Genomic DNA, 14,576 nt, shown 5'->3' with positions numbered 1-14,576 from the left:
CCTGTTCCCCCCCCCCCCCCCCCCCCCCCCCCCCCCCCCCCCCAACCCCGGGGGCGGGTGGGCGGCCGCACAACCGCCCACCCGCCGTCGCCGACGGTCAGGTGCGGATGTCGGGCAGGTTCACCCCGCAGGTGCGTTCGATGAACTCACCCGCCCGTTCTCCGCTGGCCCGCACCGCCTCCGGCGAGTCCGGTGTGGTCGCGCCCGGATCGTGGTCGTGCCCGTCGCCGTGGTCGTGCCCGTCCTCGTGCGGCTCGGCCATCGAACCGACCAGCCGTTGCAGGTCCGGGACCAGGTCGTCCGGCGCCGAGCGGATCATCGCCCGGAGCGCGGCCGCCCGCTCGTCGCCGGTCACCCGCGCCTGGTTGGTCAGCGTGAAGGTCTGCGCCTCGGCGCAGAACCGGTCCTTGCCCGACCAGTCCGCCGGCAGGTCCGGCCGGGACAGCCACCACCCGCCGAGCGCGGCGGCGACCAGCCCGGCGATGACCCCACCGGCGAGCAGGCGACGGTCAGACATTGTCGTTGATCGCGGCGACGTCGTGGGTGTCGAAGTACTTCGGCCAGATCTCCTCGCGCATGCACGAGTTGTCGTTGCTGTCGGTGCTGTGGTAGCGGTGCCCCAGCGAGCCGGTGTGCCCGAACTCGTGGCAGCCCAGGCTCTGCCAGTGCGACAGGCTGTGGCCGCTCATGGTCCGGGTGTTGAACCGGACGGAGTAGTGGTCGCAGCGGCCGTTCCACCAGTTGGTGTCCGTGCAGTGGGTGCTGCCGTACCAGGACGCGGCGTACGACTTGTCGTAGACGTGGATGTCCGAGCCGCCGACCGAGGTGGTGATGTCGGAGCGGTCGAGCTGCGCCCGCCCCTGGGAGACCGCCGCCTTGCCGTTGGTGGTCAGCGAGTTCGACTCCACGTCCTGGCTGGTGTTGTCGGGCTTGCCGCTGTTGGCCTTCCCGCCGTGGCTGGCCAGGGCTGGCGGCGCGAACGCCAGCACGGCCGTCAGCGTGGTGCCCAGGACCATCGCCGTACGCTTCATTCCCCACTCTCCTCGATCACCGGCTGGTCCGCCGTCGGGGCGGACGCGGTCAGCGTGCCGGCGGCCACCGCGGCGCTGGCCGAGACGACCGCCTGGTCGAGCAGGCCGGCCGTCATCCCACTGATCGACGCGGCCAGCTCGTTCTCCGGGTTGCTCGGCTCCAGCGCGCCGTCGGCAACCAGCGCCCGGCCGTCCGAACTGGCCAGTTGGAAGGTGTACGGGTCGCTGACGCCGTAGCTGCGCCGCAGGAAGAAGTAGCCGGTGTCGCCGACCTCGCTCCACACCACGTTGTTGGCGATGTAGCCGCGCCCCTGCTCGTCCCAGCCCTCCTCCTCCAGGGTGATCGTCGGCGGCACCAGCATGCTCTTCGGGTTGTGCAGGACGTCCCACACGTCGATCGTCACCGTGCGCAGCTGGACGTCCCCACCGACCGCTGCCGGGTCCTCGTCGACGCTGGCGACCCGGCCGGGCTCCGCCGCGGTCACCGTGCCGTACACCACCAGGTGGGACGTCGCGGTCATCTGCGCGACGGTGTCGAAGTGGTAGACCTCCTTGCCGAACGCCAGCGACTCGGGACGCGCGTCGAGGCGCACCCCGCTGTCGGTGCGCCCGACGGCCACCGTGGCCACCAGCCCGGCGGCCATCAGCAGGCCCGCCGCGGCCAGACCCCACCGGCGCGGGCCGGAGCGTCTGAATCTGTTCACTCGTCGTTCCCCCAATCCGAGGTCAACCGACACGGCCCGGTGGGCCGTCGCCGTGCCCCGTCGGACGGACGGGGGGCGACCGCCCGACGGGACGGCACGAGGATCCACTCCCGCCGATGCAGCCACCTTGCAACCGGCTTGCAGCCGGTCCACAGCGGACCGGCATACTCCGGCAGTCGGGGGAGGAGGTGCGTCGATGGAGTTCCGGGTCCTGGGCGCGGTGGAGGTGTGGTGCGACGGCGCCCGCGTGGACGTGGGCGGGCGGCAGCCCCGTCTGGTCCTCGCGGCGCTGCTGCTGGAGCCGGACCGGGTGGTGCCGGTGGACCGGCTGGTCGACCTGGTCTGGGGCCAGTCGCCGCCGCGCAGCGCCCGGGGCACCCTCCAGGCGCTGGTCTCCCGGCTGCGGGCCACCTTCCGCCGGCTCGACGCGCCGGTGGAGCTCGCCGGGCGGGGCACCGGCTACCTCCTGCGGGTCGACCCCGACACGGTGGACGCGCACCGGTTCACCGCGCTCACCGCGCAGGCGCGCAACGCCGGCGACGAGGCCGCGGTCGGGCTGCTCGACCGGGCGCTCGGGCTGTGGCGGGGGGAGCCGCTCGCCGACGTGGCCGAGGAGGACGTCCGGCACCGGCTCTGCGCCGGACTGCGCGAGGCCCGGTGGGCGGCGGTGGAGGACCGGGCGGACGCGCTGCTGCGGCTGGGGCGCGCCCGGCAGGTGGTCGGCGAGCATACCGACCAGGTCGCCCGGCACCCGGGCCGGCACCGGCTGGCCGGGCAGCTGATGCTCGCCCTGTACCGGGAGGGCCGCGCCGACCAGGCCCTGGCCACCTACCGCCAAGTCCGCGCCCGGCTCGCCGACGAGCTCGGCCTCGACCCGGCGCCCGAGCTGCGCCGCCTGGAACAGCTCATCCTCCGGGCCGACCCGACGCTGGAGCCGGCCGACGACCCCGGCCGGCCGGCCCCGGTCCGCCCCGCCCAACTGCCCCACGACGTGCCCGGCTTCACCGGCCGCGCCGCCGATCTGGCCCGGCTGGACGCCACCCTGGACGAGCCGTCCACCGGCATCCGGATCTGGGTGGTCAGCGGCACCGCCGGGGTGGGCAAGACCGCGTTGGCGGTGCACTGGGCGCACCGGGTCCGTGACGCCTTCCCCGACGGCCAGCTCTTCCTCGATCTGCGCGGCTTCGACGAACGGGAGCCGGTCCCGCCCGACGCCGCGCTCGCCCAGCTCCTCGGTGGCCTCGGCGTCGACCCACGGGTCGTACCCGACGGGCCGGACGCGCGTGCGGCGCTGTTCCGCTCCCGGCTGGCCGGCCGGGACGTGCTGCTGGTGCTGGACAACGCCCGCGACGCCGGCCAGGTGCTGCCGCTGATCCCGTCCACCGGCACCGTGCTGGTCACCAGCCGGCACCGCCTCGGCGACCTGGTGGCCCGGGCGGGTGCCCGGCCGCTCCCGCTGGACGTGCTCACCCCGGCCGACTCGGCGTGCCTGCTGGCCACCCTGCTCGGCGACCGGACCGTCCGGGCCGAGGCGGTCGCGGCGGCCCGGCTGGCCCAACTCTGCGGGCACCTCCCGCTGGCGTTGCGGATCGCCGCAGCCAACCTGCAGGTGGCGGGGGAGCCGGAGATCGCCGGGCTGGCCCGGGAACTCGCCGAGGGCGACCCGCTGGCCGGGCTCACCGTCGACGGGGCCGACGAGGGAGCGGTGACCAAGGCGTTCGCGCTGTCGTACCGGGCGTTGTCCGGGGAGCAACGGCGGATGTTCCGCCGCCTCGGGCTGGTGCCCGGGTCGAGCTTCGCCGCCGGTGCGGCGGGTGCCCTGGCCGGGGCGTCACCGGCCATCGCCGAGCGGCTGCTGCGCGCCCTCGCCGCGGCGCACCTGGTGGAACGGCACCCCGGCGGCCGGTACCGCTTCCACGACCTGCTGCGCCGGTACGCGGTGGACCGGGTCGCCGGGGAGGAGGACGCCGCGCAGCGGGACCGGGCCCGGCAGCGCCTGCTCGACCACTACCTGGAGACCGCGGACGCGGCCGGCCGCCGCCTCATCCCGCACTTCGCCCGGCTGCCCCGCCCGGCTCCGGCGGACCCGTTCGGCACCCCGGAGACGGCCCTGGCCTGGCTGGACGCCGAGTGGGCGAACCTCACCGCGGCGGTCGAGCAGACGGCCCGGCAGGGTCCCCGCCGCTACGCCTGGCACCTCGCCGACGCGCTGCGGGCCTGGTTCCACCAGCGGGGCCGGCGCGCGGAGTGGCTGGCGGCGGCGACGGTCGCGTTGGACGCCGCCCGGGCCGAGGGCGACCTGCGGGCCCAGGCCGCCATGCACCTGAGCAGCGCCCTGGTCCACGTCACCAGCGGCCGGTACGAGCAGGCCCGCCGGCACCTGCGCGACGGCCTGCGCATCGCCGTCGCCGACGACTGGCCGGAGGGGTACGCCGGGATGCTGAACAACCTCAGCGCGGTGCACCAGCGACTCGGTGACCCGCAGGCGGCGATCGACTGCGCGCACCGCTCACTGGTGCTCAACCGGCAGCTGGGCAGCGGCGGCGGGGAGGCGATGTCGCTGGCCAACCTCGGCTTCGCGTACTGGCAGCTGGGCGCGCTGGCGGAGGCGGAGGAGCACTTCCAGGCGGCGCACGACCGGGGCGAGCAGGCCGGGGCGCGGTACAACGTGGCCGTGCTGCTGGTCGACCTGGCGAGCGTGCGCCGGGACCTCGGCGACCACCGCGCCGCCGAGGAGCTGTACGCGCGCGGCCTGGCCGCCAACCGGGACCTCGGCTACCGGTACGGCGAGGCGACGGCCCTGGCCGGTCGGGCGGTGCTCTGGTGCGCGACCGGCCGGGCGGAGCCGGCCCGGCCGGACGCCGAGCGGGCGGTGGCGCTGACCCGGGAGATCGGCGACACCGGCACCGAGGCGTGGGCGCGGGACGCGCTCGGCCGGGTGCTGCTGGCGCTGGACCGACCCGCCGACGCTGCGGCGGAACACCGGCGGGCCCTCGAACTGGCCCGGGGGACCCGGTTCTGCTGGTGCGAGGCGACGTCGTTGGCCGGCCTCGCCGCCGCCGAGCTGGCCGCCGGGGCGCCCGAGGCCGCCCGGGAGCCCGGGCTCGCCGCCGTCGAGCTGGCGGTACGGGCCGGCTACCGGCCGATCGAGCTGCGGGCGGCGCGGGTGCTCGCCCGGGTTGCCGCGGCGGCCGGGGATGCGGCGGAGGCGGCCCGTCTCGACGAGCGGGCCGCGCTGCTGGCCAAGGAGACCGGCTACGCGCCGGGGTGAGCGCCGGGGCGGTCAGCCGGTGAGCGCACGGGCCAGCGCGTACCCCAGGGAGGCCGCACCGAGCCCCGCGACCACGCTGGCGGACACGTTGGCCAGGGCGTGGAACCGGACGCCCTCCCGGCTCAGCCGCAGCGTCTCGTAGCTGAGCGTGGACCAGGTGGTCAGCGCGCCGCAGAACCCGGTGCCGACCAGCGCGGTCACCGTCGGCGAACCGGGAGCCGCGGCCAGCGCGCCGAGCAGCAGCGAGCCGATCACGTTGACGGTCAGCGTGCCCCACGGGAAGGGCGAGTCGTGCCGGGCCTGGACCGCCCGGTCGGTCAGGTAGCGCAGCGGGGCGCCGAGCGCGGCCCCGATCACGATCAGCAGGACGGTCACCGCGCCTCCCCGACGGCGGCCCGGGCCAGCAGCCGGCCGGCCACCGCATCCCCGGTCCAGACCGCCAGCAACGCCCCGATCACGGTGGCCGCCAGGTACGCCAGCGCCGTCCCCGGGGCCCCCTCCGCCACCGTCCGCTGCACGTCGACCGCGTACGCGGAGAAGGTGGTGAAGCCGCCGAGCACGCCGACGCCGAGGAAGGGCCGGACCAGCGGGCCGGCCGGGCGCGCGGTGATCACCGCCATCAGCACGCCGATCAGCAGGCAGCCGGCGAGGTTGACGCCGAAGGTGGCCCACGGGAAACCGGCGGGTGGGTGCGGGAACAGGGTCTGGACGCCGGCCCGGGACAGCGCGCCGAGCCCGCCGCCGGCGGCGATGGCGCCGAGCACCGCCGCCGGGTGGGCGGCCAGCTCCCCGCGGTCGGCGGATACGTGCAGGTCGACGTCGGGATCGACGCGGAACTCGTCGGGCCGTGTCACGGTGCCTCCCCACCAGCCAGGGCATCACTGGCAGGGACCGTTGGCGACGTAGCGCGGTTCTCCCGGAACGCCCGGGACGGCGGGCCCCACCGCCGGTCTCCGCCGAGGATAACCCCGACGGGGACGGGCCCGCCCGGCGCGTCACCCAGCGGCGGCGTGACGGGGAGGGTCGTTCCCGTTCGCCGGGGGCCATGGTCCCCGGGTTCGCGCACGGCCGCCCGGCCCGCCCGGACGGGCAGCCATCGACGTCCAGCGCTGCGCTCCCCGCTGACCTGGCACGACGGGGCGGTACGGGCGTACGGTGTGCGGCATCGCCCGGCGCGAGGCGGCGTCGGGGACCGTCGCGCAGGAGGCAACCGTGCAGGACCGCACCCCTCGTCCGGAGGAGCTGGAACCCGTTGAGCGGGTCGGCGTCGACGAGCTGCGGGCCCGGCAACTGGAGCGGCTGCGCTGGTCTCTGCGGCACGCGTACGACAACGTGCCGCACTACCGCCGCGCGTTCGAGGCGGCCGACGTGCACCCCGACGACCTGCGCGAGCTGGCCGACCTGGCCCGGTTCCCGTTCACCGGCAAGGCCGAGCTGCGGGAGAACTACCCGTTCGGCATGTTCGCGGTACCCCGGGAGCGGGTCGCCCGCCTGCACGCCTCGTCCGGCACCACCGGCCGGCCGACCGTGGTCGGCTACACCCGCAACGACCTGGACACCTGGGCGCGGCTGATGGCCCGCTCGATCCGGGCCGCCGGCGGGCGTCGCGGCGACCGGGTGCACGTCGCCTACGGCTACGGGCTGTTCACCGGCGGCCTCGGCGCGCACTACGGCGCGGAGGAGCTGGGCTGCACCGTCATCCCGGTCTCCGGCGGCATGACCGAGCGGCAGGCCATGCTGATCCGCGACTTCCAGCCGGAGATCATCATGGTCACGCCCAGCTACATGCTGGCCATCGTCGACGAGCTGGAACGCCAGGGCATCGACCCCAAGGCCACCTCCCTGCAGGTGGGCATCTTCGGCGCGGAGCCGTGGACCGAGGACATGCGCCGCGAGATGGAGCAGCGCCTGGACATGCACGCGGTGGACATCTACGGGCTGTCGGAGGTGATGGGGCCCGGGGTGGCGGTCGAGTGCGTGGAGACCAAGGACGGCCTGCACCTGTGGGAGGACCACTTCTACCCGGAGATCATCGACCCGGTGACCGGCGCGGTGCTGCCCGACGGCGAGCGGGGCGAGCTGGTGCTCACCTCGCTCACCAAGGAGGCGATGCCGGTGGTCCGTTACCGCACCCGCGACCTGACCCGGTTGCTGCCCGGCACCGCCCGGACCATGCGGCGGATCGAGAAGATCACCGGCCGGACCGACGACATGATGATCGTGCGCGGGGTGAACGTCTTCCCCACCCAGATCGAGGAGCTGATCCTGCGTACCCCGGCGCTGTCGCCGCACTTTCAGTGCGTCCTGGACCGGCAGGGCCGGATGGACACCCTCACCGTCAAGGTGGAACGACGGGTCGGCGTCGCCGAGGACGAGGCGGAGCGGGCCGGGGCGGCACTCGTGCAGCAGGTCAAGAACACCATCGGGGTCAGCGTGGCGGTGCAGGTCATCGAACCGGACGGGGTGGAACGGTCGATGGGCAAGATGCGCCGGATCGTGGACCAGCGGCGGGAGCACTGAGGTGGGGGAGCTCGACGGCCGCACCGCGGCCCACGACATGTTCGACGCCGACGTGGCCTCCAAGGGGCTGGGCATCGAGCTGGTCTCGGCCGGCGACGGCGCGGCGGTGGCCCGGATGCGGGTCACCCCGACCATGCTGAACGGCCACGCCATCGGCCACGGCGGATTCGTGTTCCTGCTCGCCGACACGGCGTTCGCGCTGGCCTGCAACAGCCACGGGCCGGCCACCGTGGCCGCCGGCGGTGAGATCAGCTTCCTGCGTCCGGTCCGCGAGGGCGACCTGCTGGAGGCCCGGGCCGCCGAGCGGGTCCGCTACGGCCGCAGCGGCATCTACGACGTCACCGTGTGGCGGGACGACGAGGTGGTCGCCGAGTTCCGGGGCCGCAGCCGCACCATCGCCCGCGATTAGGGCCGGGGTCAGAGCCCCGGGCCGGACGTCGGCGGGCTGCCGGTCACGGCTTGCGGGCCACGCCCGCGTAGATGGACGCCTCGTCGTCGGCGACCGGTGGTTCGCTCGGATCCGGCCGCCAGCGCGCCGCGGGTCGTACGCCGGGCGCCACCAGGTCCAGGCCCGTGAAGAAGCCCTCCACCTGAGCCTTCGTGCGCATCTGCATGGTGACGCCGCTGTCGCGCAGGTGCGCGGCGGAGGCCTCCATCCGCTCGGGTGCGAAGTCCGCGGTCAGGTGGGTCAGGGCGACGTAGCTGCCGGACGGAAGGGCCTCGACCAGCCGGGAAAGCATCCGCTGGGGCTCGTCCTCGTCCGGGATGAGATGCAGCAGGGCGATCAGCAGCAGCGCCACCGGTTGGTCCAGGTCGAGGGTGGCGCGTAGTCGGGGTGAGGTGAGGATCCGGTCGATGTCGCGGACGTCGGCGTCGACGTACTCGGTGCATCCCTCGGGGCTGCTGGTCAGCAGCGCCCGGGCGTGGGCCAGCACGATGGGGTCGTTGTCGACGTAGACGATCCGGGCGTCCGGGGTGACCGCCTGAGCGACCTGGTGCACGTTCGGCGCCGTCGGCAGTCCGGTGCCGATGTCCAGGAACTGGCGGACACCGGACTCGGCGGCCAGGTGCCGGACGACCCGCGCCATGAAGGCCCGGTTCGTCCGGGCGGTGACCCGGATCTGCGGGTTGATTCGCAGGCCCTGCTCGGCCACCGTGCGGTCGGCGGCGAAGTTGTCCTTCCCACCCAGCACGTAGTCGTAGATCCGTGCCGGATGCGGCACGTCGGTGCGCAGATCGCGGGGCACCTGCCGCACCTCGCCGGTCTCGGTTCCGTCCACAGTCGACCCCTCCGTCCGTCCAGACGGTGTTGAATGTAGCGTCTGCCGGACCGGCCGGGGACGGGGGCATGACGGGGGCGCGGGCGGCTGGGACAGGACGGGGTGATGACGCACAGCCTGCTGCTGCATTCGGTCCACGGGCTGCGGCCGGCCGTACCGGCCACGACCCGGGGGCCGCCACGCTGACCTGGGACCGGACGCTGGCCTTCCTGGCCGGCTGCTGACCCCGCCCGGGCGGGGCGACGCCGTGGCCGGAGCGGCCCCGTGCCCACTCCGGCCACGGCGCCGGTCAGGCGGCCACGAGCGCCGCTGTCCCGGCGTCGCCCGCCCGGTCTAATCGGGTCCCCGGGACCGGGGCCGGCCGGATCGGCGCCGTGCGGCCCGGTCGGCGGTCCCGTCGCGTCGGCGGTCCGACGGCCGGTGTTCCGGTGGTCCGGCGTCCGGCCTGCGGCCCGGCGTCGGAGGTGGGCAGCGCCGCGACGGGACGGCCCGGGCCGGCCGGCGGGTGACCGGTGATCTTGACGGGCCACAGCGCCCGGTTCGGTGCGGGCTGCGCCACCGCCGGGCCGGACCGCCCCGGGGTGCGACCGCGGTCGTCGATCAGGGGGGACCGGACCGGTCGGCCAATGACCGGGCGGCACGGGGGTGGGTTCCTGCCCGCCCCGGCGTCGACCGTGCCCGGGTCACCAACCCGTTGGCGCGGGGCGATCGCCGCTGGCCGGTCGGGGTGGACCGGCGCGCCGCCGGCCGGCCGGCCGGACCGGACCGGGGCCACGGCGACCGGCGTACCCGCGGCGGCCGGGTGTGCGGTGCCGGGGCCGCCGTCCGGGCGCGCCCCCGGGCCGCTCGGGTGGCTCGCGACGGGCCGGGCCCGGCGGGCGAACTCCGCCCGCAGCGTGCGGGGCAGCCGGTGCCGGGCCACCCGGGCCACCGTCGGCTCGGCCACCGCGTACCGGTCACCGCGGGTCCGGCGCAGCACGCCGGCCCCGACCAGTGCCCGCAGCACGGGCTCGGCCCGCCCCGCCGGCCAAGCGAGGAGTCGCTCGACCGTCTCGGCGGCGACGTCCGTCGGGTACGCCGCGCCCGCCATGAGCACGGCCCGCTGCTCGCCGTCGAGCCGGTCCAACCGGGCGTCGACCACCCGGCGTACCGCGTCGGGCACCGCCCCGGCCGGGGCGGCGTCCGACGCCCGCACGTACGCCTCGGCGGCGGCCGGGTTGCCGGCGACCAGCGGCACCAGCGTGCGAGCCAGCGCGGCCGGTCGACCGGCCCGGCCGAGCAGGTGGCGCAGCAGCCGCCCCGTCTCCACCGCGCCCAGTGGCGCCAGCGGCACCCGGCGCCGCCGGTCGGCGGCGCCGGGCAGCAGGTCGGCCCAGCCCGGCCCGTGGGTGCCCAGCACCGCGAGGGGCAGCGCCCGCTCGGTCGCGGCGGCGAAGAGCCGGTGCAGGAACCGGTTCAGCGGCGGGGCGGCCCGGTCCAGGTCGTCCAGGGCCACCACGACCGGGCCGCGGGCGGCCAGGTCGAGGAGGACCTCCCGCCACACCTCGGCCCCGCGGGCCGCGGCGCCGGCGTCCTGCGGCGCCGCCACGAAGTCGGCCAGAGCGTGCGCAGCCGCGCCCCGCCGGGCCGGCGGCAGCAGCCCGTCCAGCGCGGTGGCCAGCCGTCGGCGTACGGTCGCGGCCGGGTCCGGGTCGCGGACCCCGGCGAAGGCGCGGACCATGTCGGCCAGCGGCGCCAGGTCGCCCCCGGGATAGGGCGGGCAGTGCGCCACGCACCAGCGGACCGGTACCTCATCCACTGTCGACACCGCGCGGATCAGCTCGTGCAGCAGCCGACTGCGCCCGCTGCCCGGTGGACCGACCAGGGAGACCCAGCGGGGCCGGCGCTCCCGCATCGCGCGGGCGATCTCGTCGGCCGCGGTGGCCAGCTCCCGCCGCCGGCCGACCAGCGGGCCCTGGTGGCCGGTCGGACCGGGCCGGCCCAGCCCGGTCACCCGCCAGACGTCCAGTGGCTGCGGCTTGCCGGCCACCGTCAGCGCCGCGAGCGGGCGCAGTTCGAGCAGGCCGGCAACCGCCCGCCGGGTTGCCGCGCAGACCACCACCCCGCCCGGTGGGGCGTACTCCTGCAACCGGGCGGCGGTGGTGATCACCGCGCCGCTGGCGGTCCCGTGCCCGCCGTCGCGGGTGGCGGCCAGGTCCACCAGCACCTCCCCGGTGGCCACCCCGACCCGGACCCGCAGCCGAGGCCCGGCCGCGGCGCGCCGGTCCAGCGCCTCCTGGATCTCCAGCCCGGCCCGCACCGCCCGGTACGCGTCGAAGCCATCGGAGCCGTGCGCCCCGAACAGCGCCATCACCGCGTCGCCGATGTACTTCTCCACCACGCCGCCCCACCGGCGCAGCACCCCCGCCACCGTGCCGAAGTACCCGCGTTGCAGCGCCCGGACGTCCTCCGGGTCGAGCCGCTCGACCAGCCCGGTCGAGCCGACGATGTCGACGAAGAGCACGCTGACGGTCCGCCTCTCCTCCGGTACCGGCCAGCGCGTGACGGTTTCCCGACTTCCTACGGTCGTGGTCACTGGCATCGCACCCACCCTTTCCCCCGGTCCGGTGCCTGACGACCTTTGGAGACTTGCACCACCGGTACGTCGGGGGATCGGTAGGACGACGTATGTCGACCACCCGCAACCTTTAGTCGCAATGTCGACGCGAGGAGTACCACTAGGGCCTTGAGCCCGTAGAACGGTGCGGGAATCTGTGACTAGGCTGCGTTCCATGGCCAGCGATGTGGACACCGCGCCGCTCGTCGGCCGTGCCGACACCACCTCGGCGCTCCGGTCGGCGCTCTTCGACGACGTGGCTCCCGGGCACACCGGGGCGGTCTTCCTCACCGGCGAGAGCGGGGTGGGCAAGACCCGGCTGCTGACGGAGGTGAGCGCCCGGCTGCGGGATGCGGGCGCGCTGGTGCTGACCGGCTCCTGCCTGGACATCGGCGACGCCTCCCCGCTGCACCCGCTGCGGCAGGCGCTGCGCCGCTTCGACGCCGAGCGGACCGCGGCCCGCACCGCCTCGGCGGTGCGCGGCCTGCTCCAGGTCTTCGACGAGGAGACCCCTGGGCCGGACGGCGCGGGCGCGCTGCTGGAACGGGTCTCCCAGGGGCTGCACCTGGTCGCCGCCGGGCGCCCGCTGGTCCTGGTCCTGGACGACCTGCAGTGGGCCGACCGCAGTACCCGCCAGCTCCTGCTCTATCTGCTCGCCGGCCTCGGTGACCTGCAGCTGTCGGTGCTCGCGGCGGTCCGCGCCGAGTCGTTGCAGGGCGCCCACCCGCTGCGCCGGGTCCTCACCGAGCTGCGCCGGCTGCGCTCGGTCCGCGTGATCGACCTGGCGCCGCTGGACCGGGCCGGCACCGACGAGCTGGCCGCCGCGATCGTCGGCGCGCCGCTCGCCCCCGAGGCCGCCGACCGGATGTGGCAGCGCAGCGGCGGCAACCCGTTCGTGGTCGAGGAGCTGGCCCGCGACCTGCGGGACGGCCGTGACGACCTCTCCGACACGCTGCGCGAGGTCTTCCTGTCCCGGGTCGACGCCATGCCGCAGCACGCGCACGCGGTGGTGCACGCGGTCGCCGCCGGCGTCGAACCGGTCGAGCACTGGCTGCTCGCCCAGGTGGTCCGGCTGCCCGAGGAGGAGCTGATCGAGGCGGTGCGGGTGGCCGTGGCGCACCGGCTGCTGGCCGGCGCCGACGACGGTTACCGGCTGCGTCACCGCCTCGTCGCCGAGGTGCTGGCGCACGAGCTGTTGCCGGCCGAGCGCGCCGTGCTGCACCGCCGCTACGCCGAGGCGATGACCTCGGCCACCGCCGAACTGCACCAGGCCCGACTGGCCCACCACTGGCGGCTGGCCGGCGAGCCGGCCCGGGCGTTGCCCGCCGCCATGGCCGCCGCCCGCGAGGCCGAGCGGCTGCACGGGTACGCGGAGGCGCACCGCCACTGGTCGGCGGCGTTGCAGCTGGCCGCCACCCCGGCCGCGGTCCCGCCCGAGACCGGGTCCCCGGCCCCCGTCGAGGTGGACCGGGCCGACCTGCTGGAACACGCGGCGGAGGCGGCACACCACTGCGGCGAGCACGCCCGGGCGCTGGACCTGCTGGAGGAGCTGGCCCGGGACCCGGCCGGCCCGCCGACCTGCGCCCTGCACATCCGGCGGGCCCGCTACCTGGCCGCGGCGGGCCGGTCCGCGCCGGCCGAGGCCGAGTACCGGCGGGCCCTGGAGTCCCCGGACTGCACGCCCGGGGAGCGGGCCACCGCCGCCGCCCACCTGGCCGAGCTGCTGCTGCATCTGGGCCGCTACGCCGAGGCCGGTGACCAGGCGCGGGAGGCGCTCCGGCTGGCCGCCGAGGTGCCCGGCTCCACGTCCGAGGTGGTGCTGGCCAGCGCCGCGCTGGGGTACAGCGAGGCGTGGCTGGAGGACCCGGAGGCGGGGCTGGCCGTGATGCGGCGGGCCCTGGAGACCGCCGAGCGGTCCGGCCGCCCGGAGGATGTGGCGTGCGCGTACCTGCACCTGGCGGAGCTGCTGACCGGGCCGCTGAACATCCTCGAGGAGGGGGTGGTGGTGGCCCGCCGGGGCGCCGAGCGGGTCGCTGAGCTGGGGCTGGGCCGCACCTGGGAGACCCGGCTGCTGGCCATCGCCACGAACGGGCTGTTCCGGGTCGGGCAGTGGGCCGAGGCGGAGAAGGTCGTCGCCGCCGCGCTGCGTCACCGCCCGTCGGGCGCGGACGCGGTGGAGCTGCTGCTCGCCCGCTGCCGGCTCTCCGTCGGGTACGGCGACGTCGAGGCGTCCGACCGGGACCTGGAGGCGGTGGCCACCATGCTCGCCGGCGGCGGCGCCCGGCACGTGCTGCCCATGCTCATCCTCCGCGCCGGCCTGGCCATGTGGCAGGGCCGGCACGACCTGGCCCGGCAGGCCGTCCAACGTGGTCTCACCGAGAGCCGCTCCGACGACGTCATCGTGCTGGCCACCCTGGCCTGGCACGGGCTGCGCGCCGAGGCGGAGGCGAGCGCCAGCCGCACGGTCGAGGTGGATCCGACAGCTGTGCGCCGGCTGCGCGAGGTGGTCGACCGGGTGGCCGGCAAGAGCGAGAAGGCCGGTGCGCCGGTGCGGTACGTGGCGGACGGGTTCCTGGCGCTCTGCGCGGCGGAGCTGAGCCGGCTGGACGGCCGGGGTGACCCGGAGCTGTGGGCCCGGTCTGCGGCCGAGTGGGACCGCCGTAACCACCCCTACCCGGCGGCCTACTCGCGGCTGCGCCAGGCCGAGGCGCTGCTGTCCCGGCGCAGCCGCCCGGCCACCGCCGCCCGGCTGCTGCGCCAGTCGTACCAGATGGCGCAGGCGTTGGGCGCGGCGCCGTTGAGCTCGGAGATCCGTACCCTGGCCGGGCGGGCCCGGGTGACGCTGGAGGAGGGGCCGGTCGCCGAACCGCGTCCGGCGCCGCGGCAGCGGTCCGCGCCGGGGGTCGTGCCGGTGGTGGACGAGCTGGCCGCGCTGACCGCCCGGGAACGCGAGGTGCTCGCCGCGGTCGCCGAGGGGCTCACCAACAAGGAGATCGGTCAGCGGCTGTTCATCAGCGAGCGGACCATCGGGGTGCACGTGTCGCACATCTTCGACAAGCTCCAGGTCCGCACCCGGGTCCAGGCCAGCGCGATCTTCCTGCGCAACCGTCCCGTGTAGACGCACCCGCGCGAATACGTCGTTCTACTGATCCGATTGAGGTACGTCGGCTGGAA

General features: G+C 76.0%; 11 protein-coding genes. 4 read left to right on the top strand and 7 right to left on the bottom strand.

Going from position 1 to position 14,576, the window contains the following annotated elements; translation table 11 throughout:
• Positions 1-97: 97 nt before the first annotated feature.
• Genes ACL02O_RS16265 through ACL02O_RS16255 form a run of 3 tightly spaced genes read right to left on the bottom strand, consistent with a single transcriptional unit; the run spans position 98 to position 1,735 of the window.
• Positions 98-517, bottom strand: a complete 420-nt coding sequence (locus tag ACL02O_RS16265; RefSeq protein WP_412818908.1) for a hypothetical protein — start codon at positions 515-517, stop codon at positions 98-100.
• Positions 510-1,031 carry a hypothetical protein gene (locus ACL02O_RS16260; RefSeq protein WP_412818907.1) on the bottom strand — a complete coding sequence of 174 codons (522 nt, stop codon included), beginning with the start codon at positions 1,029-1,031 and terminating at the stop codon, positions 510-512. The genes ACL02O_RS16265 and ACL02O_RS16260 overlap by 8 nt, the downstream gene beginning before the upstream one ends.
• On the bottom strand, positions 1,028-1,735 hold the full coding sequence (locus ACL02O_RS16255) for a hypothetical protein (protein ID WP_412818906.1): 708 nt from the start codon (positions 1,733-1,735) through the stop codon (positions 1,028-1,030). Before ACL02O_RS16255 ends, ACL02O_RS16260 begins: the two co-directional genes overlap by 4 nt.
• A gap of 196 nt (positions 1,736-1,931) precedes the next feature.
• Between ACL02O_RS16255 and ACL02O_RS16250 the strand changes: the two genes are divergently transcribed.
• Positions 1,932-5,006: an AfsR/SARP family transcriptional regulator gene (locus tag ACL02O_RS16250; protein ID WP_412818905.1), complete on the top strand. Its 3,075-nt coding sequence runs from the start codon at positions 1,932-1,934 to the stop codon at positions 5,004-5,006.
• Between the two features lie 12 nt (positions 5,007-5,018).
• Here ACL02O_RS16250 and crcB read toward each other — a convergent pair whose 3' ends face one another.
• Together crcB and ACL02O_RS16240 are read right to left on the bottom strand one after the other, a co-directional pair.
• Positions 5,019-5,381 carry a fluoride efflux transporter CrcB gene (gene crcB, locus ACL02O_RS16245; RefSeq protein WP_412818904.1) on the bottom strand — a complete coding sequence of 121 codons (363 nt, stop codon included), beginning with the start codon at positions 5,379-5,381 and terminating at the stop codon, positions 5,019-5,021.
• Complete coding sequence (locus ACL02O_RS16240; protein WP_412818903.1) at positions 5,378-5,860, bottom strand: FluC/FEX family fluoride channel; 483 nt, start codon at positions 5,858-5,860, stop codon at positions 5,378-5,380. Before ACL02O_RS16240 ends, crcB begins: the two co-directional genes overlap by 4 nt.
• Before the next feature lie 358 nt (positions 5,861-6,218).
• Between ACL02O_RS16240 and paaK the strand changes: the two genes are divergently transcribed.
• Together paaK and paaI are read left to right on the top strand one after the other, a co-directional pair.
• Entirely contained in the window at positions 6,219-7,526 is a 1,308-nt protein-coding gene (gene paaK, locus ACL02O_RS16235) for a phenylacetate--CoA ligase PaaK (protein ID WP_412818902.1), read from the top strand.
• Positions 7,527-7,563: 37 nt separating this feature from the next.
• Positions 7,564-7,935: a hydroxyphenylacetyl-CoA thioesterase PaaI gene (gene paaI / locus ACL02O_RS16230; RefSeq protein ID WP_412818912.1), complete on the top strand. Its 372-nt coding sequence runs from the start codon at positions 7,564-7,566 to the stop codon at positions 7,933-7,935.
• A gap of 43 nt (positions 7,936-7,978) precedes the next feature.
• Here paaI and ACL02O_RS16225 read toward each other — a convergent pair whose 3' ends face one another.
• Positions 7,979-8,806: an SAM-dependent methyltransferase gene (locus ACL02O_RS16225; protein ID WP_412818901.1), complete on the bottom strand. Its 828-nt coding sequence runs from the start codon at positions 8,804-8,806 to the stop codon at positions 7,979-7,981.
• Between the two features lie 289 nt (positions 8,807-9,095).
• Positions 9,096-11,387 (bottom strand): AAA family ATPase, encoded by a 2,292-nt coding sequence (locus tag ACL02O_RS16220; RefSeq protein ID WP_412818900.1) that lies wholly within the window; start codon positions 11,385-11,387, stop codon positions 9,096-9,098.
• 190 nt (positions 11,388-11,577) lie between these two features.
• On the opposite strand from ACL02O_RS16220, the gene ACL02O_RS16215 reads away from it, so the two are divergent.
• Positions 11,578-14,520 carry a helix-turn-helix transcriptional regulator gene (locus ACL02O_RS16215; RefSeq protein WP_412818899.1) on the top strand — a complete coding sequence of 981 codons (2,943 nt, stop codon included), beginning with the start codon at positions 11,578-11,580 and terminating at the stop codon, positions 14,518-14,520.
• Positions 14,521-14,576: the final 56 nt, after the last annotated feature.

Origin of the sequence: Micromonospora mangrovicola, from assembly GCF_047200535.1 — a bacterium.
In the GTDB taxonomy this organism is placed as follows: domain Bacteria; phylum Actinomycetota; class Actinomycetes; order Mycobacteriales; family Micromonosporaceae; genus Micromonospora.
Note: the sequence above shows the minus strand (reverse complement) of the source record. Positions and strands in the feature narration are given on the sequence as shown.

Excerpts from the sequence above, each read along its gene's own strand:
- ACL02O_RS16265 (WP_412818908.1), bottom strand. The coding sequence starts at position 517 with ATGTCTGACCGTCGCCTGCTCGCCGGTGGGGTCATCGCCGGGCTGGTC.
- ACL02O_RS16260 (WP_412818907.1), bottom strand. The coding sequence starts at position 1,031 with ATGAAGCGTACGGCGATGGTCCTGGGCACCACGCTGACGGCCGTGCTG.
- ACL02O_RS16250 (WP_412818905.1), top strand. The coding sequence starts at position 1,932 with ATGGAGTTCCGGGTCCTGGGCGCGGTGGAGGTGTGGTGCGACGGCGCC.
- paaI (WP_412818912.1), top strand. The coding sequence starts at position 7,564 with ATGTTCGACGCCGACGTGGCCTCCAAGGGGCTGGGCATCGAGCTGGTC.
- ACL02O_RS16220 (WP_412818900.1), bottom strand. The coding sequence starts at position 11,387 with ATGCCAGTGACCACGACCGTAGGAAGTCGGGAAACCGTCACGCGCTGG.
- ACL02O_RS16215 (WP_412818899.1), top strand. The coding sequence starts at position 11,578 with ATGGCCAGCGATGTGGACACCGCGCCGCTCGTCGGCCGTGCCGACACC.